The sequence below is a fragment of the Fictibacillus sp. 5RED26 genome, from assembly GCF_015903895.1.
Lineage (GTDB): Bacteria > Bacillota > Bacilli > Bacillales > Fictibacillaceae > Fictibacillus > Fictibacillus phosphorivorans.
This window is the reverse complement of the sequence record NZ_JACZDU010000003.1, coordinates 20,313-44,520: the sequence shown is the minus strand read 5'-3', so window position 1 is coordinate 44,520 and position 24,208 is coordinate 20,313. Positions and strand designations below refer to the sequence as shown.

Annotated in this window: 31 protein-coding genes and 1 pseudogene; 25 read left to right on the top strand and 7 right to left on the bottom strand. The window is 36.1% G+C overall.

Going from position 1 to position 24,208, the window contains the following annotated elements:
- Positions 1–167: 167 nt before the first annotated feature.
- From IHV10_RS12910 to IHV10_RS12900, 3 genes are read left to right on the top strand one after another with little or no spacing between them, the layout of a single operon-like run.
- The gene (locus tag IHV10_RS12910) at positions 168–422 is read left to right on the top strand and encodes a hypothetical protein (RefSeq protein WP_231619547.1); all 255 of its coding nucleotides are present in this window, start codon (positions 168–170) and stop codon (positions 420–422) included.
- 35 nt (positions 423–457) lie between these two features.
- Entirely contained in the window at positions 458–670 is a 213-nt protein-coding gene (locus IHV10_RS12905; RefSeq protein WP_197130199.1) for a cyclase, read from the top strand.
- A 53-nt stretch (positions 671–723) separates the two neighbouring features.
- Complete coding sequence (locus IHV10_RS12900) at positions 724–1,224, top strand: NUDIX domain-containing protein (RefSeq protein WP_197130197.1); 501 nt, start codon at positions 724–726, stop codon at positions 1,222–1,224.
- Between the two features lie 21 nt (positions 1,225–1,245).
- Here the strand turns inward: IHV10_RS12900 and IHV10_RS12895 are convergent, their stop codons facing one another.
- Positions 1,246–1,776: a GNAT family N-acetyltransferase gene (locus IHV10_RS12895; protein WP_197130194.1), complete on the bottom strand. Its 531-nt coding sequence runs from the start codon at positions 1,774–1,776 to the stop codon at positions 1,246–1,248.
- Positions 1,777–2,042: 266 nt separating this feature from the next.
- Between IHV10_RS12895 and IHV10_RS12890 the strand changes: the two genes are divergently transcribed.
- Genes IHV10_RS12890 through IHV10_RS12870 form a run of 5 tightly spaced genes read left to right on the top strand, consistent with a single transcriptional unit; the run spans position 2,043 to position 5,199 of the window.
- Positions 2,043–2,696 (top strand): DUF1801 domain-containing protein, encoded by a 654-nt coding sequence (locus tag IHV10_RS12890; RefSeq protein WP_197130191.1) that lies wholly within the window; start codon positions 2,043–2,045, stop codon positions 2,694–2,696.
- A gap of 38 nt (positions 2,697–2,734) precedes the next feature.
- Positions 2,735–3,580: an alpha/beta fold hydrolase gene (locus IHV10_RS12885; RefSeq protein ID WP_197130188.1), complete on the top strand. Its 846-nt coding sequence runs from the start codon at positions 2,735–2,737 to the stop codon at positions 3,578–3,580.
- Positions 3,581–3,592: 12 nt separating this feature from the next.
- Complete coding sequence (locus IHV10_RS12880; protein ID WP_197130185.1) at positions 3,593–4,090, top strand: HIT family protein; 498 nt, start codon at positions 3,593–3,595, stop codon at positions 4,088–4,090.
- A 12-nt stretch (positions 4,091–4,102) separates the two neighbouring features.
- Complete coding sequence (locus IHV10_RS12875; RefSeq protein ID WP_197130182.1) at positions 4,103–4,726, top strand: nucleotidyltransferase domain-containing protein; 624 nt, start codon at positions 4,103–4,105, stop codon at positions 4,724–4,726.
- 2 nt (positions 4,727–4,728) lie between these two features.
- Positions 4,729–5,199: an NUDIX domain-containing protein gene (locus IHV10_RS12870; protein WP_197130179.1), complete on the top strand. Its 471-nt coding sequence runs from the start codon at positions 4,729–4,731 to the stop codon at positions 5,197–5,199.
- A gap of 91 nt (positions 5,200–5,290) precedes the next feature.
- Here the strand turns inward: IHV10_RS12870 and IHV10_RS12865 are convergent, their stop codons facing one another.
- Both IHV10_RS12865 and IHV10_RS12860 read right to left on the bottom strand, forming a co-directional pair.
- Positions 5,291–5,830: a PadR family transcriptional regulator gene (locus IHV10_RS12865; RefSeq protein ID WP_197130176.1), complete on the bottom strand. Its 540-nt coding sequence runs from the start codon at positions 5,828–5,830 to the stop codon at positions 5,291–5,293.
- On the bottom strand, positions 5,827–6,669 hold the full coding sequence (locus IHV10_RS12860; protein ID WP_197130173.1) for a sialate O-acetylesterase: 843 nt from the start codon (positions 6,667–6,669) through the stop codon (positions 5,827–5,829). The genes IHV10_RS12865 and IHV10_RS12860 overlap by 4 nt, the downstream gene beginning before the upstream one ends.
- 254 nt (positions 6,670–6,923) lie before the next feature.
- On the opposite strand from IHV10_RS12860, the gene map reads away from it, so the two are divergent.
- The 14 genes and pseudogenes from map to IHV10_RS12790 all read left to right on the top strand — a co-directional run bounded on the left by map (position 6,924) and on the right by IHV10_RS12790 (position 18,522).
- Positions 6,924–7,664, top strand: a complete 741-nt coding sequence (gene map / locus IHV10_RS12855) for a type I methionyl aminopeptidase (protein ID WP_197130170.1) — start codon at positions 6,924–6,926, stop codon at positions 7,662–7,664.
- A 251-nt stretch (positions 7,665–7,915) separates the two neighbouring features.
- Positions 7,916–8,479, top strand: coding sequence for a GNAT family N-acetyltransferase (locus tag IHV10_RS12850; RefSeq protein WP_197130167.1), 564 nt, complete (start codon positions 7,916–7,918; stop codon positions 8,477–8,479).
- 659 nt (positions 8,480–9,138) lie between these two features.
- Positions 9,139–9,585, top strand: a complete 447-nt coding sequence (locus tag IHV10_RS12845; RefSeq protein ID WP_231619546.1) for a GNAT family N-acetyltransferase — start codon at positions 9,139–9,141, stop codon at positions 9,583–9,585.
- A 165-nt stretch (positions 9,586–9,750) separates the two neighbouring features.
- On the top strand, positions 9,751–10,743 hold the full coding sequence (locus IHV10_RS12840) for a Gfo/Idh/MocA family protein (RefSeq protein ID WP_197130164.1): 993 nt from the start codon (positions 9,751–9,753) through the stop codon (positions 10,741–10,743).
- Positions 10,744–11,062: 319 nt separating this feature from the next.
- Entirely contained in the window at positions 11,063–12,088 is a 1,026-nt protein-coding gene (locus tag IHV10_RS12835; protein ID WP_197130161.1) for an AraC family transcriptional regulator, read from the top strand.
- Between the two features lie 45 nt (positions 12,089–12,133).
- Positions 12,134–12,928, top strand: coding sequence for an SDR family NAD(P)-dependent oxidoreductase (locus IHV10_RS12830; RefSeq protein WP_197130158.1), 795 nt, complete (start codon positions 12,134–12,136; stop codon positions 12,926–12,928).
- Positions 12,929–13,141: 213 nt separating this feature from the next.
- Positions 13,142–14,100 (top strand): annotated as a pseudogene (locus IHV10_RS12825) (helix-turn-helix transcriptional regulator).
- 77 nt (positions 14,101–14,177) lie between these two features.
- Entirely contained in the window at positions 14,178–14,807 is a 630-nt protein-coding gene (locus tag IHV10_RS12820; protein ID WP_197130155.1) for a type 1 glutamine amidotransferase family protein, read from the top strand.
- Between the two features lie 448 nt (positions 14,808–15,255).
- Complete coding sequence (locus IHV10_RS12815) at positions 15,256–15,630, top strand: YciI family protein (RefSeq protein WP_197130152.1); 375 nt, start codon at positions 15,256–15,258, stop codon at positions 15,628–15,630.
- 139 nt (positions 15,631–15,769) lie between these two features.
- Positions 15,770–15,919, top strand: coding sequence for a hypothetical protein (locus IHV10_RS12810; protein WP_186320498.1), 150 nt, complete (start codon positions 15,770–15,772; stop codon positions 15,917–15,919).
- Positions 15,920–16,145: 226 nt separating this feature from the next.
- A complete protein-coding gene (gene arr / locus IHV10_RS12805) occupies positions 16,146–16,562 on the top strand; it encodes an NAD(+)--rifampin ADP-ribosyltransferase (RefSeq protein WP_197130149.1) in 417 nt (138 codons plus the stop codon).
- A 329-nt stretch (positions 16,563–16,891) separates the two neighbouring features.
- The gene (locus tag IHV10_RS12800) at positions 16,892–17,092 is read left to right on the top strand and encodes a helix-turn-helix transcriptional regulator (RefSeq protein WP_197130146.1); all 201 of its coding nucleotides are present in this window, start codon (positions 16,892–16,894) and stop codon (positions 17,090–17,092) included.
- Positions 17,089–17,544 (top strand): DUF3278 domain-containing protein, encoded by a 456-nt coding sequence (locus IHV10_RS12795; protein ID WP_197130143.1) that lies wholly within the window; start codon positions 17,089–17,091, stop codon positions 17,542–17,544. Before IHV10_RS12800 ends, IHV10_RS12795 begins: the two co-directional genes overlap by 4 nt.
- 153 nt (positions 17,545–17,697) lie before the next feature.
- The gene (locus IHV10_RS12790; RefSeq protein ID WP_197130140.1) at positions 17,698–18,522 is read left to right on the top strand and encodes an MBL fold metallo-hydrolase; all 825 of its coding nucleotides are present in this window, start codon (positions 17,698–17,700) and stop codon (positions 18,520–18,522) included.
- 377 nt (positions 18,523–18,899) lie between these two features.
- Here IHV10_RS12790 and IHV10_RS12785 read toward each other — a convergent pair whose 3' ends face one another.
- The 4 genes from IHV10_RS12785 to IHV10_RS12770 all read right to left on the bottom strand — a co-directional run bounded on the left by IHV10_RS12785 (position 18,900) and on the right by IHV10_RS12770 (position 22,053).
- The gene (locus IHV10_RS12785) at positions 18,900–19,097 is read right to left on the bottom strand and encodes a DUF6440 family protein (RefSeq protein WP_197130137.1); all 198 of its coding nucleotides are present in this window, start codon (positions 19,095–19,097) and stop codon (positions 18,900–18,902) included.
- Positions 19,098–19,398: 301 nt separating this feature from the next.
- A complete protein-coding gene (locus IHV10_RS12780; RefSeq protein ID WP_197130134.1) occupies positions 19,399–20,091 on the bottom strand; it encodes an ABC transporter permease in 693 nt (230 codons plus the stop codon).
- On the bottom strand, positions 20,091–20,939 hold the full coding sequence (locus IHV10_RS12775) for an ABC transporter ATP-binding protein (protein WP_197130131.1): 849 nt from the start codon (positions 20,937–20,939) through the stop codon (positions 20,091–20,093). Before IHV10_RS12775 ends, IHV10_RS12780 begins: the two co-directional genes overlap by 1 nt.
- 154 nt (positions 20,940–21,093) lie before the next feature.
- Positions 21,094–22,053 carry a response regulator transcription factor gene (locus IHV10_RS12770; RefSeq protein ID WP_231619545.1) on the bottom strand — a complete coding sequence of 320 codons (960 nt, stop codon included), beginning with the start codon at positions 22,051–22,053 and terminating at the stop codon, positions 21,094–21,096.
- Positions 22,054–22,899: 846 nt separating this feature from the next.
- Here IHV10_RS12770 and IHV10_RS12765 point away from each other — a divergent pair.
- The 3 genes from IHV10_RS12765 (at position 22,900) to IHV10_RS12755 (ending at position 24,184) form a co-directional block, all read left to right on the top strand.
- Positions 22,900–23,139 (top strand): helix-turn-helix transcriptional regulator, encoded by a 240-nt coding sequence (locus IHV10_RS12765; RefSeq protein WP_197130128.1) that lies wholly within the window; start codon positions 22,900–22,902, stop codon positions 23,137–23,139.
- Complete coding sequence (locus IHV10_RS12760; RefSeq protein WP_197130126.1) at positions 23,129–23,476, top strand: DUF2178 domain-containing protein; 348 nt, start codon at positions 23,129–23,131, stop codon at positions 23,474–23,476. The genes IHV10_RS12765 and IHV10_RS12760 overlap by 11 nt, the downstream gene beginning before the upstream one ends.
- Before the next feature lie 186 nt (positions 23,477–23,662).
- Positions 23,663–24,184, top strand: coding sequence for a GrpB family protein (locus IHV10_RS12755; protein ID WP_231619544.1), 522 nt, complete (start codon positions 23,663–23,665; stop codon positions 24,182–24,184).
- The last annotated feature ends 24 nt before the right edge of the window (positions 24,185–24,208 follow it).

Sequence of the window (24,208 nt, the reverse complement as noted above, 5' to 3'; positions counted from 1 at the left end):
GAGAAAAGAATAAGGATCTCAACAATCCCTATTCTCTATATCTTATGCCAAGCTTGTCTTATTGGATTGGACAATTGGTGAATCTAGTAAAATGTATGGAGAAGGAATAGATTATTGTTTATAGAAATTATTGTTAGATGCTTGTTTTGATAAGTGGGGTGGCAACAATGGAAGAAGATCTTCAAAAAGTGAAACAACGTATAGATAAACGGTTAGAACAATTGAATGATCAAAACAAAACTGACGCACCATTTAACGATGCCATAGATCATTACGGAAAGATTGAAGGCTATCCCACTAAGAACCTGTCCAAAGTTAACATGCAAGGCTTTCCATTGCCCATCCGTATTCTAGGGTACTTCTTCATGGGAACGATGGGTGTGGGGATGATTATGGTTCTACTTTTAACCCTGTTTAAATAAATCATAATTAAAAACTATGGTGAGGTGTTCTCATTTTGGATAAACGTGTTCAATTTGACTTTGAGATCGATTTTTCGAATGGTGGGGGATTGCAGGGGCAAGAATTCCGTCTGGATCTGCACGGTGATGATATTTCTGATGAAGAGCTAGCAAAGTATATCGTTGAGGATATGAGGCTGCTGATGGTTGGGGAAGTAAGGATTCTTAATAAGAAAATCATTCTGGAGAAGCATAAACGGAAGTCTTGATGTTGAGTAAATGAAATCATGAAATTAACGTACTTACTACTGGGGGTTTCATTTTGAGTACTATCTATGTAAATTGGGGAGAATCAATAGTCAAATTAACTTGGAAAAGGTATGCTTCTCTCCCTCCATATCATTTAATTACAAGTGTTCACGGTTTTTGTTTTAAAGAAGGTCAGTTATTATTAGTTGATTTGAAACATAGGGGTTGGGACTTTCCAGGGGGTCACATTGAAACCGGTGAAACACCATTAGATTGTTTTAAAAGAGAAGCACTTGAAGAAGGGTACGTTGAAGGTGATTGTAAGATGCTAGGTCATATAACGGTTGACCACAGTGAGAACCCGCAATGGAAAGAGGAGAGCAGCTATCCTAAGATAGGGTATCAAGTTTTTTACAAAATGAATATCACTAAAGCGCTCCCTTTTACCGGGGATTTTGAAGCTTCCCAACGTACATTCATTGATCCTAGCGAGGTTTCTACTTACTATCATAAATGGAACGCACTGTACCAAGAGATATTGGACTGTGCGAGTCAACATGAAAAGACCTTCTAAATAGAAGGTCAAATTTACTTATTAAGAAAATGCCTCTGAATAATGAACAAAACCACTAACATCAGCTAAGGAATCCTCAGTTAACTCAATTGCCATAAAGACTTCATCAGGAACCTCAAAAGGAGCTTTAATCCCCCAGTTGCTTGCCGGTTGAAAACCAAATTTCGGATAATAATCTTGATGTCCTAAAACGATGATAGATTGATAGCCCAACTCCTTGGCAGCTGATAGCGCAGCTTTTATGAGTAGACTCCCAATCCCTTTATTCTGATACTCTGAAATAATCGATACAGGAGCGAGTGCTAGTGAATCAACAGCTTTCTTCTCATTAATAATTTTAACTTTTGAAAGCAGAATGTGCCCAATGATCTCTTGTTTGTTGTTTTCAGCGACTAAAGAAAGTTCAGGTACGAATGCTTCTGTCTTCCTAATCCGGTTTACTAGTAGATGTTCTTTCTCATCACTAAATTCCTCTGGTTCAAATGCACTTTTAACGACTTCTTCCGTCTTTCTATAATCTTCCGTGCGTTCAATGCGAATTTTTATATCCATTTATAGTCTCCTCATCTTTTCTAATACACGCTTATTTTCTATAAATGGCACCTTCTTCATAGGGAAGAAGGTTTACTTACTCAGCTCTAAACATAAGTTGATCAAACAAAAACCTCCATCTGAAATATGTTCTATCGTATTAAGTTATTGATCTTGCGTCAACTCTGAGAGATTGTTAATGAAGTTAGCTTTTTCAAAAGGAATTATTGTGTTTTCATAGAAATGATAGAAGTTGATCAAATAAAAAATGATTAGGGGGCTGCTCTATGCCAAAAAGTATGTTGAATCCTAAAGTTGATGAATTTTTGATGGAAGCAAAATCGTGGAAAGAAGAGTTTGAACAGTTACGAAGAATCGTATTAGACTGCGGCCTCACTGAAGACTTTAAGTGGATGCACCCGTGTTATACGTTAAATAACAAGAATGTTGTTTTAATTCATGGATTTAAAGAATATTGTGCTCTATTGTTTCATAAAGGCGTTTTGTTGAAAGACGAAAAGAAGATTCTGATTCAACAAACAGAAAATGTACAATCAGCGCGTCAAATTCGATTTACGAATGTTAAAGAGATCCTTGATTTAGAAAGTACGCTCAAAGCTTATATTCATGAAGCGATTGAAGTAGAAAAATCGGGGTTAGAAGTGCAATTGAAGAAAACAGCGGATTATTCTATACCCGTTGAATTCCAAAATAAAATGGATGAGATCTCAGATTTAAAAGAAGCTTTCGATGCTTTAACACCAGGTAGGCAAAAAGCTTATATTCGGTATTTTGCTGAAGCAAAACAGTCTAAAACGCGAGAAGCTCGCATCGAAAAATATATGGACCAGATCCTTGATGGAAAAGGGTTAAATGATTGCACGTGCGGGCTATCTAAACGAATGCCTAATTGCGACGGCTCACATAAAAGTATTCGATAAGAAAGCTAAGAAATCTGTAAAAGTGAAGGAGCTATGGAATGTCTAAGTGGCAGACGAAATTAGTACCTACATCAAGAGGAACATTTGAATTATTTATAAAAGGTGAGGGCAAACCAGTATGCGTGACTCACCATTATTCGGAGTTTAACGATTCTGGTGATTATTTTGCGGACTCTTTTACAGACCGTTATCAAGTGTATTTAGTTAACCTAAAAGAAGCGGGGAATACTTCAAAAGCTATTCATCCTCACGAGTTGAGCATGTTTGACGCTGTATATGATTTAGAAGCTATTAGAGAAGCGTTAGGTATCTCTGTCTGGACATTTGCTGGCCACTCAACTGGTGGCATGATTGGATTGTTATACGGTATCCACTTTTCTTCATCCTTATCTTCTCTGATCATTGTCGGGTCAGCAGCTAGAAAGTATGCGAATTCTTCTCCAACATGTATATATCATGAGAAACACCCAAAATTCGGGCTGATGCAGGAACTTATAGAAGCACTTAAGGATCCTGATTTGTCACCTGGCGAGAGGGCAAGAATTTCAAAAGAAAGAACAAAGCTTTCTCTATATAATCCAGAGAAGTATGACAATTATTTCTCCTTACCAATTACGAAAAAAATGTCGGCATCTCGCATGAATTTTTTTATAAGAGAAGAAATGATATTCGATGTGACGAGGCAACTACATAACATAACAATTCCTACCTTGATTATGGGCGGAGTGCATGACGTTCAGTGTCCGATTTCGTTTTCAGAAGAAATGAATGAAGAGATTACACATTCTACTTTTGTTCGTTTCAACGAAAGTAATCACTATCCTTTTCTAGAAGAAGCACATTTGTTCCAAGAAGAAGTTGTGAAGTTCATGAATAATATTTAGGAGAGAGTAGTTATGTACACACATATGCCACCGAACTATATCTGTCCCTTTTGTTTAGTCGTTCAAGGGGTTGAGGACCCCAACAATAAACTGGTTCAGAGCAAGCAACAAGATATTGTTTATCAGGATGAGTATGTGACGGCGCTCATCGCAACGTTATGGTGGCCGAATAACAAAGGTCATGTGATCATCATTCCTAACCGTCATTATGAAAATATCTTTGATCTACCACTCGACATCGCCGCTCACATTCATAAAGTGGCTCAGCAAGTATCTTATGCTCTGAAAGATTGCTACGCGTGTGATGGTATATCTACCAGGCAGCATAACGAACCAGGTGGAAGCCAGGATGTTTGGCATTATCATCTGCATGTGTACCCTCGGTATTTTAACGATCATCTTTATCTGACGCACGGCAGTCTTAGCGATCCAGAGGAACGTGCGGGTTATGCGGCAAAACTTAGAGCATGGTTTCAAACACAAAACACATACAACAAACAAAGAATATAAAGGATGACATTCATGAATACACATAGCGATTTAATAGAAATTGAAGCTTATTTATTGAAGAAGTATGATTGCCACACCATCATTTTGTACGGATCGTATAGTCGTGGAGATTATACAGAAGAAAGCGATGTGGATCTTATCTGCTTTTCAGATTCCGTTACCGAGGATACGAATGATGTAGAATTTATTGAAGGAAAGCAGTTAGATGCTTGGATTTATCCTACTGAAAAAATGAAGCAGTCTGAACCGTTTCTACGTGTACATAAAGGCGAAATTTGGATTAACAAGAAAGGTTTAGCGGAAGAGTTTTTAGCTAACATTCAACGTACTTTTGAAAAAGGGACGAAACGATTATCTCAAGATGAAAAGAACTTCTTGAAAAGTTGGCTGAAAAAGATGCATGTGAGATCTGCTAAGAACGATTTAGAAGGAAACTATCGATTTCATTGGATGCTAAAAGACAGTTTGGAAATCTATTTTGAATTAAAAGGTGAATGGTTTCTCGGACCAAAGGTTTCTTTTCAATGGTTGAAAGAGAACGATTCTAGAGCATTTGATCTTTTTAGTAAAGCACTATCAACGAATGCAGACGATAAAAGTTCTAAAGAATTAATAGATTACCTTTGTGAGTTGTAAAAGTGAAAGTAGTTTACGAGTCTAGAGATCCTAACGGATATGAGTTTGTGGATTTTATTTACGTGAAGGAAGAAAAGCTTGAGGATTTTGGTCCACTTTCTGGCTCCTTTTCTGTAATAAAATGTGAGGGCAAATTCCTTATGGGCTTTAACTCTTTGCGGCGACAGTGGGAGCTGCCAGCAGGAAAAAGAGAAACGGGTGAAACACCAAAAGAATGTGCCATTAGAGAGCTATATGAAGAAACAGGACAAAGTGTGACAGAACTGAGTTTAGTAGGTTTAGTTATTTCAAAACATGTAGGGAATGTATCTTTCAAACGTAATCCTGTGTATTATTCTGAAGTCACACAATTGAAGCCGTTTGTAGAGAATGCTGAAACTACAAGGATCATGCTTTGGGATATGGAAGTACACATTGGTAGAGTGGATGCACTAGACCTCAAAATATTAGAGTGTATGGCTGGAAGACGATGATTTGAATCATTGTCATCAGCTCAAGGCTAGATCACTAAAAATCACCCATCCATTTTTAATGAAAAATTTGGATGGGTGATTTTAGTTTTATCTATACAGAAGGTTTCTCTATGTCTGACTTTATTTCTTGAAACCATTTTAAGTTTACTAAATGGTGAGAACGAGAATTTTCGTTCATACGGCGAAAATAATCAATCTTTCCAGGTAGTTCCTTATGGTTTGCTAAGTATTCATCAAGTAGGGCAATTCTGGCTTCAGTTTGTTCAATCTGAGATTGAATATTTCCTAATAACTTATTTGTATCGAATACATCTGCAAATAGTAACGTCCCATAGATTGGTAATTTTACATATTCGGATTTCGTTCCATATTTGATCATTAATTGATCAAATTCTTCTAAGCCCAAAGACGTGATTTTAAAGGTGTGAATGTCACGACCGTTGTTCGGACGTATGTGTTGTGTTTGTTCAATCCAACCTTTTTCTTCAAGTTGTTGCAAATTGTAATAAAATGATCCTTTCGTAAAATTAACGATATATTGATAATGTCGTTTTTCCATTAAACTTAATAGTTCGTATCCATGAGCGCCAGGGTTTTGTATAAGTAAGCCAAGGATTAGTAAGGGAATCAAGATTGCATCACCACCGCCATATTTGCTTCAAATTCAGCGTATGTGATTTTACCTAGAGCTAAATCCATACTATGAATATAAATTTGTTCCGTTTTCGAATAGTTATTGTTTATTTTTAAGGATTGATCCTCATCCGAAAGAGGCTCTAAGATATGAGACTTTCTCGAAAATGCAGCGTAATAGCGAAAACCGAATTTTCGTTGGGAAACTGCGTTTAAATGAATACCATCCGGATTGGGAGTTAGGCCTTCTGCCGATACAAAATAACAATTTTGCTGCTCATGAGCGAATCGCCGTAATTGTTTGTTGATCTCTTGAAACTCTGATGAGTACTTTCCAAAACCTGTTTTTCCTAAAAAATCGCCAAGCTCCCCAATCATTACTGGGACATGATGAAGGCTTAATTCTTTACGTAAAGTTTCAATAATCAGAGATAGCTTTTCGTAATACGTTTCATGTAGAGAATTATGGCTATCACTTTCACCTTGATGCCAAAGTATGCCACAAATTTGACTGGTTTCCAGAGCAAATCGTGCTTCAGACAAGGCATGTTGAAAAAGAGTACCTTGTGGATGCCAATCGTCCAAGGAACTGCCACCTTCCGCACAAGGAATCAAACCAATTTCATCATGTGGGTTGGCTTTTGCAAACGCCTCTGCAAAGGATGCAGCTAGACTTACACCAGCAACAGGACGATCATAATTAATAGGTTCAGTCATCATTTGCCACTGTCCGTTGCGCAGCATTTTTATTTTTTCATTATAGATAGGTTCTACCTCATGCAAGAAGCCTCGACCTGCCATATTTGATTGCCCTAACATTAAAAAAGATTTAATCATATCATCTTCATTCCTTTACATAATAGTCTAATTAGACTTGAATATTATAATAAGGTCTAATTAGACTATCGTCAACTTACAACTGCTAGTTATTTTTAATATTGAAACTGCCAGCAAGTATATCCGCGTCTAACACTATGTACTTTTTGCTATTAAGCGTATAAGGGAGTATTAAATAATTTACATGGGTATAATTTTTTGAGAAAGTAGAGTTACTATGTAGATGATTATAAAAATAATGAGGTAGGATAAAAATGATTGCAAAAACAGAAGAAGATTTTAATGGATTGAAGGAAATTGGCAGAATTATTGCCTCAGTTAGAGATGATTTAGTACAAAGAACAATTCCAGGCATAACGACGAAAGAACTTGATGATATTGCCGGAGAACTATTAGAAAAAGCAGGTGCAGTTTCAGCTCCTAAAGGTGAATATGACTTTCCAGGGTTTACGTGCATCAGTATTAATGATGAAGTGGCTCATGGTATTCCCGGTCCTAGGGTTATTCAAGAAGGCGATCTTGTTAATATTGATGTTTCTGCTTCAAAGAATGGTTATTTCGCTGATACTGGAATCTCATTTGTAGTTGGACAAGGAGAAGAAATATTAACGAGATTATGCGACGTTGCGAAAATGGCATTTGAAGCAGGTCTTAAGAAAGCTAAACCGGGCTCCAAAAAAAGCAGAATCGGAAAAGCAGTATATGAAACAGCGAAACAGCATGGATTCACGGTTATCAAAAACCTTACAGGACACGGTGTGGGACGAAGAATACATGAAGAACCAGACCATATTTTAAATTATAACGATCCATGGGATCACGAATTATTAAAGGATGGGATGGTTATCGCATTCGAACCATTTATATCAACGTTGGAAGAAGAAGTTTACCAAAAAGAAGACGGTTGGACCTATGCTACTGACGAAAGCTATGTAGCACAAGTAGAACATACAATTATCCTTACTAAAGATGGTCCGATTATTATTACACTTTAATTCAAGCAATGAAGTTCTAAATTCAAATGATTTTAAGATTTTCTAAAATGTTAGCTTACAACTAGAATTGCACTCTCAACACACTGTTATTCTCAAATAAACAGTGTGTTTTTCTATGGAAAAGGTTAAACTTTCTCGTTTTTGAGAGTCAGATCGTTGAATAGGAAAGGATTTGAATATGAGCATCTTGAACTTATTACGTTATTCAGCAATCGTATTATAAAATAGATAAGATTAGGTAAGGTGAGCAAGTGATAAAATTTTTAGGAACACCAACATTAGAAACGGATCGATTAATTTTAAGAAGAATTATACTTGAAGATGCGGAAAGTATTTTTGACCATTGGCTTTCAGACGAACGCGTAATGGATAATTTAATTAAAGGAGCACACAAGTCTCTATCTGAAACAATTGATAGAGTAAAAGAAGTCGTAAGTAACTATGATTCTCAAGAATTTTGTTATTGGGGTATGGAACTGAAAGAAAACGGTAAGTTGATCGGAGCCATTGATCTATTCAATTTTGATCAGTCAACTGAAAATTGTGAAGTGGGTTATTTAATGGGCTATCAATGGTGGAACAAGGGGTATGGAACTGAAGCGTTGAAAGCTGTTATTGAATTTGGATTTAGGGATATGAATATCCACAAAATTTCTGCAGCTCATAATACTGACAATCCTGCCTCAGGAAGAATTATGGAAAAGGTTGGAATGGAACACGAAGGTACAATTAAACATATGATCCGCAATGCTAAGAATCATTATAAGGATTGTGCTGTCTATGGGCTTCTTCAAGAAGATTACTCAAAAATGTAATGATAAGAGGGACGGTTCAGTGATATCTATGCATGTTACATTTTTTAAGAGTCCATTTGCTTTACATGAAACACTGCATCGTTTAATAAATAACGATAATGCTGTATTTGAAAACGGGATAAAAGGATATCGATAGTACAAAACCTTGAAAAATCAAGATATGTTAAAGTGTCAATTAGGATGTAAAATAATGTTTGGAAGAAGACAGGGGATATAATGTTGTTAGTTTTCATACTTCATATTTTGATAAGTTTCATGGTGTTAGGAATAGCATTGATTCCAGCTCAAATAGTAGAATTTAAAAGAAGTACTCTAAATAATATGGTTGGGATAATTGGATTATCAGGCATTTTTTTAGTGGGTACAGGGATTTTTATTGGGATTGGAGAGTCTTTACATACTTATATTTATATAACATTGATTTTACAATTTATTATTCTATGTTCATTCTATTTACTCTACCGTATTTTTAAAAATATGGGGTATTCAAGTTTAATAAATCTCAGCTCCATTTCCTTAGTCATAATTAGTTATTTAACTTATGTTTACTATATTATAGGGAGCTTTTTGTATTAATGGGTGCATTTGTAATAAATTCAAGAGAACAAAAGGATTTCTGATTAGGTTATAAAATGTACATATCGTCAATGGGAGAGATTATGTTGACTGAAACAATTGTACCAATGACATTTGATAGAATAGAACAATGTGTTGAATTATATATTAATGTTTTTAACAAAGAACCATGGAATGAGACCTGGACAGATCGAGATGCTAAAGAAAGACTAACGGATTTAATGCATACACCTAAATGTCTTGGCTATTTGTTATATGAAAACGATGCTTTAATAGGATTCATTGCCGGAAATAGTAAACAATCGTATGCAGGGTTCACTTTTTATTTGGCTGAATTTTGTATTAGTAATCAGATCCAAGGCAAAGGTTACGGTTCGAAACTTCTTTTGTATTTAGAAGATGAATTAAAGAAAAGAGACATTTCAAGCCTTTATTTATTAACAGCTAATGGAGGTCTTGCAGAAGCGTTTTATCTCAAAAATAACTACACCATAAATGAGAATAGAATCGTTATAAAGAAGGATTTATAATTTGTTTACGATGTCTGTTTACTTCACAAACGGGTAAGGTTTTGTGGTTTTTTAATTCATTGAACAGGTGTTAAATTTACATGAGCATACCCTACTATGTGCTGAATAACCCTATTTTGGTAAGATCAAATTTCATATAAATTTGAATAAAGAGGAGTAAGAAAAGTGAAGAAAGCTAACCTTTGTTTTATAGGTGCGGGGTTCCATGCATCTACAAATATTTATCCATCTACTATTGAAGCTGGAGCGGAAATTCAAGCTATTTCTACAAGAAATCTTAATCGTTCGAAAGATGCACTTCGACGCTTCGGAAGCAATGGAACACCGTATGATGATTATAAAGTTATGCTCAATTCTGAAGAGTGTGATGGCGTTGTAGTAGTTGCTCAACCTGAAGATCATTTCTCTTTAGTCATGGACTGTATTAGAGCGGGAAAAAATGTTTATGTAGATAAACCTCTTGGCATGAATGCTGATGAAGCTGAGGAAATCGCGAATGCTGCTGAAGAAGCAGGGGTCATATTAATGGTAGGATTTATGAAACGTTATGCGCCCTGTTATCAGAAGTTAAAAGAATTAATCAATAGTGGTAACCTTGGACAAGCTCGCTCTTTTCAAGCAAGATTTGCTGTAGACAGCACCCCGTTTTGTAAAGACGATGAGCAGTTTTTGAAGCTCGCTGCTATACATATAGTTGATCTAGTCCGCTTTTTGTTTGGTGAAGTTGTTCAAATATCCGGTTTTAAAAACAGTCACAGTGAATTTATCTCTCAGAGTATTTCATTAAAATTTGAAAATGGAGTCGTGGGTAGCCTTTATTTTACAGGAATGACAGCTTGGTCTAGGGAAAGCGAAAATGTGACAGTAACATTCGATAACGGATTTGCGATTGCAGATGAAGTTCATACACTTACTGTACATAAATCTCAGACCTTTGACCAACTACCTTGGAAATCACTTGCAGAGAATGATACCGTATTTGCGCCTTCTGCATCTCCCATGTCTGGAGGTTACAGGGATCTTTATTTGCGTGGTTTTGTTGGAGAAATGGCTCATTTTATAGAGAGTTGTATAAATGATAGAGAAGCATGTTCGAGTGGACGTGATAATGTTCGTACGATGCTACTCTGTGATCATATCCTAGCTGAATTGGTTTAGGTTGAAAGAAAGTCAATGAGTCAGAAGAAAGGCTTGAAGGCTTTAAAGGTCCAACATTTATCATTTAAGATTTTATGAATTTACTATTTGTTGAAAAGGTTAATAACAAAAACTCTAATGGGTGTGGTGTTTTTATGGAGCCTATACTACGGAAGTTATCATACATAATACTAACACTACTTATTCGACGTAATCAGCAAGTAAAATGTCGTTCTTTACTAGTTACAGAGTGACATTGGATAGGTAATGTATAAACTGTACTGCTAGTCATATCCAATAATAGTGATTGTGTAAATAGTAATAGGGAGGACATATATGTATGACGTCTCATTCTCGAATAAAAATCCCGGCAGGATTTTGGACAGGATTAAATCAATTGGGGATTGCCTCCCACGATGTGGTTAGAAAAGCACGACTTCCGCTCACCATTATTACTGAACCAGATGTCACCACCGCCCAATATTTGGCGATCTGGCAAGCTTATTCCGATCTCATTGATGACAATGCAAAAGGAATTATCGAGCTTACAAGCGGTTTTGAAACAGCTCATTACCCACCTAGCGTATTAGCTACTTACCACGCTCGTGACTACCGTGACGCTCTAAAGCGAATGGCCCGGTACAAACAACTTTGCCCCCCTGAAAGTTTACGTATCATCGAGGAAGGTGAGAACTGTACAATCGAACTGGATTGGTTGGATATCGATCAACCTGGTCCGCCCCTGCTGGTTGGTATTACGCTAGCATTTCTTCTGGAGCTAGGACGCCGCGGCACTGGTAAACCATTAACGCCGAGGTTCGTCGAATTTTCACACGCTATGGGCGATGTACAGGTGCTTGAAGATTACTTTGGCTGCCGTATTCAGATCGGTGCAAATTGTAACAGGTTGACATTATATAGAAGAGATCTGGATCGTCCGTTTGTTTCGTACAACGCGGAGTTACTGGAGATTCTCACTCCCGTACTAGACCAATCGTTAAATGAGCAGCAACGCAGTCGCTCAATCACCGAGATGGTTAAGTGGATTACGAAACGGAGCTTAACAGGGGGGCGCCCTGACATTCAGACTGTCGCTAGCGAATTAGGGATGAGCGATCGTACCTTGCAGCGCAGACTGACTGATGAAGGGACAAACTTCAAGCATTTACTGAAACAGGTCCGACATGAGCAGGCACGAGAGTACTTGGCAGACCCCTTCCTCGATATTAAAGAAGTGGCATTCCTGATTGGGTATGAAGACCAGAACTCGTTCTACCGTGCCTTTCGCCTTTGGGAAGGTGATACTCCTTCAAATTGGCGTAATGAACATCTAGGTAAACACTCGTTAAATAGGCACTATCTTTAAGAATATAATTTTTCACACGAAGTAAATACAGGGGAGAAATGAATTGTGGATATGAAATTACACAATAAAACAGCATTAGTTACCGGGTCGACGAAAGGGATAGGTAAAGCAATTGCCATTGAACTTGCTAGAGAAGGTGTTCATGTACTAATTAATGGACGAAACTATGAAGAAGTAGAACGAGTTGTAAATGAAATTAAATCAGATTTCCCAGCTACCTCTCCTCAAAATGCTACAGCTGATTTAGTGGATATTCAACAGAGAGAAGTATTGTTTGAAAAATATCCCCATATTGATATTTTAGTTAACAATATGGGGATATATGAAATCATGCAATATGAGGACGTAGATGATGAAGTATGGGAAAAATATTTCCGCACTAATTTTCTTGCTGCAAATGGATTATCTAAATTTTATTTACCTAAAATGCTGAACAATGATTATGGCCGCATTATCTTCATTGCGAGTGAAGAAGCAATGATGCCTTCAGGACAAATGCCTCAGTATTGTACAACAAAATCAATGCTATTATCATTGTCAAAAAGCTTATCTAAATTAACTAAAGGAACAGAAGTAACAGTTAATACAATCCTGCCAGGACCAACGCTCTCTGAAAATGTATATCAAATCATTGAAGGGATCTACCCAAATGAAGACATGAATTTTTCAGAGAAAGAGAGAGAATTTATGACTACAAACCTACCTCAATCTGAAATTCAGCGATTTATCAGACCTTCTGAAATAGGTAGATTAACTACATTTGTATGCAGTCCTTATGCATCCGCGTTTAAAGGAGCTCCCATACGTATGGATGGGGGAATGGTACCGACTATTTTTTAATTTCTATAACTAAAAGTAATTCTGTGAGTTTGCAGACACCTATATGTCTGCAAACTCTTCTTTATTGAGCTCTGTTAAAGGTATATTGGTAATCTTAAAAATGTAGAAATCACATTAAAAATGAACTCTAAATACAGAAAATATTCTTTTGTGATGAGCTATACTAGAGATTGGATCTATAGAATATGATTTATGAAGAAGTGGAGTTTTCTTATGCCTAAAATCGACAATATGCTAGCCGTTTTATGGATGCTTCGGTCAGGTGAAAAAGTCACTGCCAAACAAATCTCAGAGAAGTTAGAGCTCAATATTAGGACGGTGTATCGATACGTTGATACCCTTTCAACAAGTGGTGTACCTATCATTTCAGATTCGGGACATAACGGTGGATACTCTCTATTGAACCAATTTATAGAGGCTCCTCTTTTCTTTGATATTGAAGAGCAGACGTCACTGTTTCACGCAGCTGTTTTTGCAGGTGAAGCGGGCTATTATGGAGGTGAAGCACTAAATAGAGCCGTATCTAAACTAGGTAGACACTCAAATCAAGAACAGGAAACAAAAAGAAACCAACATTTATCGAGTCTAGAAGTAATCAGCCACTTACCTTCGTTCTTTGCAGAATCTACGTTAAAGGAGTTGGAGACTTCAGTAGCTGATGAGTACTCTGTAAAGATTACCTACCAAAACAGTAAAGAGAACCAATCAAGTGATAGATTGATCCATACAGAATCATCTATTGGAATAGGAAATGGTATGTGATTGGCTTTTGTCATCGTAGGAAGGAAGTCCGTAGTTTTAGAATAGATCGAATCGAAAGGCTCATTCAAACCGAAGACAAGTTTATTCGGCCAGAAGATTTTTCAGCTTCTGACTTTTTTATGAAAAACCTACTGCCAACTCTTAAAGATAAAGACAAGAGCACCACTTTAGTTATTAATGGGAGTACAAATGCCTTGGGAGATATTGTCCAACATTGGTTTTTGGGACATTATTTACAGAGTCAATCATCAAATCAAGCAACATTTCTTCTGGAAAAAGATATTTTACATACATATGTTCCTCACATGCTTTTACCATACGGTACTTCGATTCAAGTGATTGAGCCTATAAGTCTTAAGAAAAGGATTATTGAGGTTCTGTCTGATCTAATAAACTTTCATCAAGTATGATAACTTCCCTGACGTTAACTGTCAGGGAAGTTATTTTATAATTGTCTATATTACATGTGATGAGGAAGTGTTATGGGATGGAAACAAGAAGAGTGTATCTATATGTATTTAATACAATGTCAGACTGGGAGTATGGTTATTTGATTGCTGAGCTACATACAGGGAGGTACTTTAAAAAAGATACAGCACCTTTAAACGTAGTAACTGTAGGCGCTGATAAAGAAATGGTTACTACGATGGGTGGACTAAGTATACAACCAGATATATCTATAGAGGAGTGTATCCTAAAGAGTAAAGATCTTTTAATTTTACCTGGGGGTAATACATGGGGAGAAGTTATTCATCAACCCATCATGGAAAAAACAGGCGACGCTTTAAAGCAGGGTACGATTGTTGCGGCAATTTGTGGTGCAACAGTGGCACTTGCGAATAGGGGTTACCTCGATACAAGAAAGCATACGAGTAATAACTTAGACTACTTGAAAATGGTCTGTCCAAATTATGAAGGAGAAAAATTATATGAGGAGGGACCAGCAGTTGCTGATGAGAATTTGGTTACGGCTTCAGGAATAGCTCCTCTCGAATTTGCGAGGGAAGTGTTGAAAAGATTAGATGTTCTTGCACCGGATACCTTACATTCATGGCATAAGCTCAATAAGACTCAAAAGCCCGAATACTTTTTTCAGTTAATGAACTCTATGGAATAGTTAAGTTTGAAATATTACCGTAGGATAGGACTGCTTGAAAACGTAAAAGTGTATAACTTTTATAAAGGAATACGGTAAGACCTAGAGATACGTCTTATTTAGGAGTCATTGATAAGTCTTCAAAAAGAGAATTTAAACAGATAATTTCCAATAAAGGATATCTTACCATTCCTTACGCATTAAGGCAGAGGTTGATCTGTAATACCTTTCAGATCATTATTGAACAGAAAGATGAAAGAATTATATTGGCTCCAAAATAAAAAGAAAACCTCCATAAAAAAATCTCTGCAATCAAGTGCATTTCTTTAACTAAAGGAATGCGCTCTTTTTTATTGAAATAAGAGATTAAAGGTTTTCTTTAAAAAATTTTAACATCTTGTCGATTATACAGATTGTTGATCGTCGTATGAGTGTATACAAAATTTTGAGTAATCGAGGAGAGAGGATCATGATATTTTTATGTATGGGCTATTACAACCCTGAAAAGATGGATGCACGTCCAAGGACAGAGATTGAAGCTATTATGAGTGAATGTCAACCACACATTGAGAATTTTTATAATAGCGGTGAGGTTTTGCTTGATGCCGGTCTTGACACAGAGTCTAAAAGCTTGCGCCGTGTAGACGGCAAGATAATCGTAACAGATGGGCCATATACAGAAACTAAAGAAATGATAGGAAGTATTTTCATTTTTGAAGCAGAAAACATGGATGAAGCAACTCAACTTGCTTCTTTACATCCAACAACTCAAGTGAGCAAGGGGGAAGAATTCGGCTGGCGCATAGAAATTCGTCCTGTGCATTATTTTAAAAACAATAAATGAATTGGATAGAATTTTATATTCAATGATGACACAATAATCTTTCCTAGTTGATTTGTTTCCAAATAATTATAAGGTTTCTTTTAGCAAACTAAGGTATAGTATATAAGATGAATTGAAGATAAAAAAGTAGGTGAACAATGTGGGGAAATATCAATTGGATGACAAAGCTCAGGTAGCTGTAACAAAGTTTCATGAAAAACAGACGCCTGCCAGGTTTGATAAAAAGAAGCATCTTGAAAAACTACGCATGGAGTTTTTGAAAAAGAAGCAAAAACAAACAGATAAGTAATAGGATGAAAACATAGGAAGATGATATACTTCCTATGTTTTTTTATGTACTTTTTGGTAACATCTGTAAAATTGTCAATTCTCTAAGAAGGGTAAACTTAATAACGCTATATCACTCTTTCTACTTTAATTATACTCCGAATGCTAAAAAAATTATAGACTACTCTTTCTTGAATTTTACTTATATACTGTTTTAAACAAATTAAAAAAGTTAGAGGTGTCTATGGATGAATGATAAAAAAGAAGTCTTAGATAAAGGTCCTTTCTTTCATGGTACTAAAGCAGAGCTGAAAATTGGAGACTTATTAGAACCGCTATACCAATCAAATTACCAAGACAAAAAATCTAACTATATTTATTTTACCGCTACATTAGATGCTGCTAAATGGGGAGCTGAATTAGCAAAATCTCAATCGAAAGAGAGAATCTATATCGTAGAACCACTAGGTGAATTTGAAAATGACCCGAACGTGACCGATAAAAGATTCCCCGGTAACCCAACAAGATCCTACAGATCTAAATCACCATTGAGAATCATCGCTGAATTAAAATCATGGGAAAGACATTCAGAGCAACAAATCAATCACATGCTTACTCACTTGAAGACTTTAACTGAACAAGGTAAGAATGTTATATATGATTAACCACTTTTCAAACTTATTAACTAAATTCAATATGTAGACAAATCCCATTATAACTAAAATTGTAAAGCGGTTTGTTCTACGTTCTGGCATCCTCACTGATAAGGTGAGGATGTTTGTGTTCAAGGGTTTAATATTCATCAAATCCGTAGGAAAGAAATATTTTTTAAGAATTTAATGTTATAGAAGACGTTCGCAGTATAGCTGGTTTCAAGGATACGTTTTTTTAAATTAATTTGTTAAATTTATGAAAAATTTGACTTTTTCTTATATCGTATGTAATATATAAATTGCATATGTAAACTATATTTAACATCCAACTGGGGTGAGAAATGAAGAATAACGTTAAAATAACTAGAATGAATGCTGCCATCACTCAGGAACAATTAGCGAAAAAAGTTGGTGTCACTAGACAAACGATCGGTCTTATAGAAAAGGGCGAGTTTAATCCCAGTCTTCAGTTGTGTATTGCAATAGCTAAAGAACTGCAGAAAACGTTGGATGAATTATTTTGGGAGGTTGATGCGAAATGAAATCTTGGATGTCTTTTTTACTACCGGATGATGAATACAAAGAAAGAAAGATGTTATATTTTTTCTCTGAGGGTGCAATCCTTCTTTTTCTTTCCCTATTTGTTATGCTTATCGGCAACAAGTCTTTCCATTTAGATGCACAAACAATCTTACTGGTAGCTATGGGTATCTTTCTTTTTTATGTGTCGGGGAGATATATCTTATCTGGCATTGAATACACAGATATTTCAACAGAGAGAGCCTACAAAAAAGAGTTAAAAGCTACAATCATGAAAACGGTTGGTTTTATTGCTATCTTTTTAACAATCTATCTATTATTTATTGGTGTACCTACGAGTCTGAACAAATGGCTAGAAATATCGGGGTTGTTAGTAAGTGTTAGTGTAGTAAAGTTTTTATCCACATACATTTCATTAAAGCGATCCTATCTGAAGAATAAGGAACTACTATAAATTACTTTTGAATGATTACGGTTTTTTAACCTTACGAGATCATGTTTTCGTAAGGTTTTTTTCTTGTTGTGATCCTATTTACAAGCATAAAATTTCTAATTATTTCCTTCAGCTATTATAATTTGAGTTAGAGAGATAGAAGGGGGAAATATCGTGCATAACTATATTTGTAAGACGTGTGGGGTTCAATATGAAGCAACATTACATGAACCATCGTCATGTTCCATCTGTAAGGAAGAAAGACAGTATGTGAGCTCAAAAGGGCAATTCTGGACAACATTAGAAGCGATGGTAGAAAGCGGCAACTATAAAACAGAAGTTAGTGTTGAAGAAGAGAATCTGTATCGTGTTCAGACGAGCCCGAGCTTTGGAATCGGCCAGACGGCATACCTCGTAAAGGGCAAGGGATATAACGTGTTATGGGATTGTGTGACTTACATAGATGAAGGTACGATTGAAGCGATTCAGCAGCTCGGCGGAATTGATGCGATAGCTTTATCACATCCTCATTATTATTCCACTCAAGTGGAATGGGCTGAAACATTTGATGCTGCACTTTATATTCACGAAGATGATAAGAAGTGGGTAACGAGGTCGAGTGAAAAAATCGTGTACTGGTCAGGTGACACACTCGAACTAAGTGAAGGAATCGTTCTTCAGAGAATTGGTGGTCATTTTAAGGGGGGCACCATCCTTGAATGGAAAGAAGGGAACCAAAAACAAGGTGTTCTTCTTTGTGGTGATATTGTACGTATTGTAGCGGACCGGGATTGGGTCAGTTTTATGTATAGTTATCCAAACTTTATTCCTTTACCAGGTGCTACGGTTGAGAGGATCGCTCAGCGTATGGAAGAACTAAACTTTAATCGTATCTATGATGCTTTTAACCGAGTGATCAAAGAAGATGCTGCAGAGTCCGTTCAACGATCAGCGAAAAGGTACGTTGATGCGCTGAATGGGGTGTTGTTCCAAACTTAATTTTTTACAATACCGTGTTGATCGATGCCTGGCTAACAAAAAGATAGGTTCCAAATTTGTTATAAATTGAATCAAATAATTCTACTAGGCAAGTCATCCGCTAGGAAAAAAGGTGGAAAATGTTAAAATGAATAGACTTTGGAAGCTCAGGCTGATGAAAATTTTACTTTAAATCTAATTTTTTTCATTAATTTATTCTTTATTTCTTATAATTTATTAATAAATTGGTTCAAAAACGTCTAACAGGTCGTTGTACAATTTGTTAGACGTTTAAGCTTACAATATTAGTGTTTGCGATAGGTAGCGTAACATTTTATGGTTAGGGGACATTTTATGCCGGGTTTTGCCCAGGTCTCTGTGATTTCACGGTGAAAACATTAATTGGAATCCTTTTCTATAACCACATCACCATTTTCGTCTAATAATGGTGTAAGGGAAGTTCCCTGTGTAGACCAGGTATGCAGGTAATGGACATTTGTTGCTGTATCGACGAGTACTAAGATCATTCCGTACTGATAATGTTGCACGGATTTTTCAACAAACCTTTTATCATTGTCATTTTTTTTTCCGAACATGATTATCACTCCCTGAATTAATTATCCGATACTCACCTGTCACGTGCGTTCAGTAAACTAGCAAAAGCATCAAATTCGTTTAGACCGATAATACTTCATATACCCGCTGTTACCTTTTACAACTCCTAATTGTTCATAAATACTTTTTTCAGAACACCTCCATTAAATTGAGTTGTACCAACCTTACAATGGATTAATCATTAATTCAGTCATAACAAGCTCTAATGTACATATTTGGAGCTGAATTGTACTGATATGAACTTAAATGTATGAGTAACGATAACCAGCCAAACTTACCCGATTAGTCATCAGTCATGACTTTTCGAAAACAAACATACGTAAACAATGCTGCTCCGATTATCCATATAGCAATTATACATAATGGTAGCCAAAAGCTTTTTTGGTACAATTCGATTGCTTGCATGATGGGAAACGTATTAGTGACTCTAACTATCATACTGTCTTCCGCAAACTGAAATGTAGCAATCATTGGCGTGAAACCAAACAGGAACATGACTGGCATCAGATAACCGGATGTGGCAGCAAGCGATTTTGAAAATAGTCCAATACCGATACCTAACAAAAGAAAGAATAGGAACAACGAGATTAGTCCAATGATCGCCCTGAAGTTCAAAAACGGTTCAATGCCCACGATCATTAGTGAAGCCATTAGGGAAATAACTGTAATGATCCCTGTAACAAGACTTTTCCCAATAATGATATCTAATAGCGAAGCAGGAGATTGTATCAAACCTCTCATTGTGTTCTTCTCATTTTCTTCGGCTATCATGCTCATCATGATGCCTGAAGTAACCATTGATAAAGTTGCCCCAATAATTACATATAGAAGTTTAATCGGAAGTTCTCCGTCAAAAGTTAGGGAGTAAATTAATGCGAGTAACGCATTACTTACTGGCAACATCAACAGCGCCATATTTTTTGGGAAATCTTTTATGTCTTTTTCAAAAATTGCAAGTATTCGTTGAACACTCATTATTCTAACTCCTTTCCAGTAACTTTTAGAAAGATCTGACCAAGTGTCGGATTATCCGTATGCATGGTTTTAACTTCTCCATTTGCGATCAGTTCCCTGATTTGCTCTGCCTTATCCGGTTGATTACTGATGACCAACCGATTGCCTTTAAAGGTTTCCACATGAAATGCGTGCGTGGAATATTTATAGCGGAGTGAATTCGGGCTGTCTAATTCCTGCAGTTCTCCATTATGCAAAAACGCAACCCGGTCACATAACTCAGTCGCTTCCTCCATATTATGAGTAGTCAAGAAAATGGTTGTACCTGCTTCATTCAGCTTTTGAAGTCCACGGTGAATATGTGCCATATTTCCAGGATCCAGAGCAGATGTTGGTTCATCTAGAAATAACAGTTTAGGATTGTGAATAAGCGCTTTGGCCAGCAGAACACGCTGCTTCATTCCTTTTGACAACATCGAAACTGTTTTGGATCGTTCATCATGCAAATTAACTTCTCGCAGTACCACATCGATTTGCTTCAGTGGTGCACGATATAATTTACAAAATAATTTCAGATTATCATAGATCGTCAGTCGCTCATATAACGAGCTGTTATCTGATAATATTCCAATCTGGGATTTGAACTCTGACGTTCCGAAATTTGCTGAATCAATACCAAGTACTTTAACATCACCAACAGTTTGTTTCAGCTCTCCGGTCAATACTTTAACAGTCGTTGTTTTACCGGATCCACTTGGACCAAGAAATCCGAAAATTTCCCCCTGCTTCACATTAAAACTCACTTTTTTAATGGCGGTATGTGCGCCAAAAATTTTCTGCATTCCTTTTACTTCAATGACATGTTCCAACTAAAACACTCCTTTCGACGATTTCCTTTATCGTAAAGGAGTGAATTACTGAATGCAGTCATATCAGGCTGAAATGTACGAAAAGGAGATTGAACTGTACTTATATCAAGTTAAAGTATCTTTAAAAAGATCTTCTAGTTATGGTGAACTGTGTCTATTTGAGGATTAATTTTTCCTGGATATCTTGAATTTTAGAACGAGACAGGGGAATAGTTGACTGAACCTTATTGCTAATTCTGAGTGAATACGTGTTTTTTGACCATGTAATAATCTCACGTACCTTTTGCAGGTTTACTATGTAGGACCGGTGACAACGATAAAATCCAAAAACCTCTAACTTCTTGTCTACTTCAGCCAGTGTGTATTCCATCGCAAAAGATTCCTCATTAATAATAATCATTGTCTTTCCATCCTGACTTTCGATATAATCGATCTCTGTCGGATCAAATAGAATTATTTTATCTCCTACACGTGCAGAAATTTTGAATAGATTTGCAACAAATGGTTCTGTGGAACTTTCCATTTCAGGCTGTACTGTGGCCATTTCATCAACTTCAACTTCTTGCAACCCATTTTGTTGAAGCTTGTACACACTATCTCCAAGTAAAACTGCATGTTCCATGCTGGATACTAAAATAAGCACAGGTATCTGTAGATGCTTTATTTTTTGAAGCATATTAATAAACGTATTAACTGTTATAACATCAACACCGTGTATCGGCTCCAGGAATGCCATTTTCTTGTATCCGCTTATAAAATATTTAGCAAAGTATACTCGTCGAATTTCAGATTCGGAGCATTTGTCCAAAGCTTTCTTTGCACATGTATGCAGTTCAAACTCCACCAGAATTTGAGGTAATGGCATTTTACATTCGAACCATTTTTTAAAAAAAGCGATATTGTCTTCTACTGACAGGCGCATGTATAACCCCTCCTGTAGATCAAGAACGGGGATGCTAGTATTGCTGCGTAGGATTTTCACCAACTTAGCCTGCACATCAGCATCACTGTAAACTGATGTTGCCTGCGAATCGTTGACGGTAAGGGAAAATAAGGGAAGCGACTCGCCATTAATCACTTGTTCATCGATAGTAAAACATGCCATTTTTCTCATCCTTTCTTTTCCTTTTAATTACATTTTCGTAAGCTGGTTTAAACATTATGATTCCCTCATAACATTATCATTTAGAAGTTTGATAATATAGAAGGAATTAGCACATAGATTACATTTTTTAGCTTCATAGCAGTCATGATTGCCGCATCTCTTAATTCTACTCACTGAAAATTAAATACTCAATCTATTTCATAAGGAAAGCCTTTTCTTCATATTCACTTACCGACCTTTCTGAAAAAGACACAACTCCTTGTAATCCGAAACCTAGACGAATATATTTCTGCGTTTCAATTGGGTCAAATAAGACTGTTCTTCATCGTAAGGTATTGTTCAGTGAGGTGAATGACCTTTTTGGTCTCCACCTGAGTGATGAAGATGTAGATACGATTGGTGGATGAATTCTATCAGAAAGCTTGGACATTGCAATGGGAGACGAGGCAGTCGTAGAAAATTACTGCTTTAAGGTCCTCGAACTTGAAGGCTATCACGTTAAATCACTAGAGGTCATTAAAATGCTCCTTGGACAAGATAGATAAACAAGATAGTGTTAGTTAAAAGGTTGTGGTTAAATAAACCACGGCCTTTTTTTGTTGTTGTGGGTAATTAATCAACATCTATTTCAACATACGGCAAATGAAGTTAGGCGTGCTTTATATGGATACATGGAAAATCACATAAAAATATATAACTTAATGTACTAATGTTTCTTTCAGCTTTTTTTATAATAGAAATTTTCATTAAAATCAAAGTAACTTGATTAAAAATAAAAGTAATTTAAAACAAAGTATAAGTTTACTTTACTTTTTGTAAGAAATTAGTTTATAATTAAATAGAAGAGGTGATGTCATGAAGAAAGATTTTGGTGATTCCATTTCAAATAAGGTTTATGAATACCGTGTACTTGCCAGATTGTCGCAGCAAGAATTAGCAGAAAAAGTCGGGGTCTCCAAACAAACCATCTTTGTAATGGAAAAGGGAAATTATGTACCCACTCTGTTGTTAGCTTTTCGAATTGCCGAATTCTTTAAGGTGGATGTAAACGATATTTTTACTTATAAGAAAGGAATTGATGAAAATGGAAATTAAGTCGATCTCAGATATCCCTGGTGCAGCTTTTTATCCTTTGAAGTCATGGGCTGAACAGTCTACTGGCAATTGGAACATTCTCTTAGGAATTGGTTTTTTATTGTTAATGGTTAGTATGGTTTTAGCCTATGTGTTCTATAAGAAGATGGGGAATGAAGATGAACGGACAAAAAACATTTATCTGAAGAGCAGCTACTTTATGCTGTTGACAATCATTCTTTGTGACATCGTTTTTCCTACTGAGTATATGGCGAACATCTTCTTCTTATACAAATACGCACTAGCCATTCTAGCATGTGGCATTTATTTGGCCGTTCAATATAAAAGGGATTTTTAGTAAAATATGGTTGAAGCTCGCAACGAAATTCGTTGCGTTTTTTTATGTGGCTGAATTGTTTCTAGCATAACTTGAATAGATTGTTGGAAAGGAAACTATCATTAAACGTCGTATTATAAAAATTACAGAGGCATGGGAATATGGAAGGCGCTTGTGAAGAAGTGGGATTCTATGCGGGAGGAGTAAATGCTGGTGAGAAAGACAGAGATACTTCCATGGACTGAAGAATGGAAGAACGCTTATTTAAAAGAAGAAAGTAAACTTAAAAGAATTTTTAAAGATGAGCTGATTAAAATTTATCATATAGGTGGTACATCATTACCTTCTGTTGGTTATGCAAAACCAATCATTGATATTTTAATCGTTGTAAAAGATATCGAGAAAGTTCATTTATACAATGAGGAAATGCTTTCTTTAGGATATGAACCAAGGAATGAACATGGAATAACAGGAAGAAGATATTTTACAAAAGGGAAACGTAAAAGATCTCATCACATTCATATTTTTCAACTTGGAAATGAAAACATTGAAACACATTTAACATTCAAAGATTACCTAAACAACAATCCAGAAGATGCAAAAAAATACGGAGATCTTAAAAAGGTGTTGGCAAAACAGTTCCCTGATGATACGCATAAATATCAAGAAGTTAAAGAAGTATTTGTTGAAGAGTTAATTAAGAAAGCGGTTATCTGGAAAGAAAACTAAGAACCTTGTTCTTCCGCTTTTGGG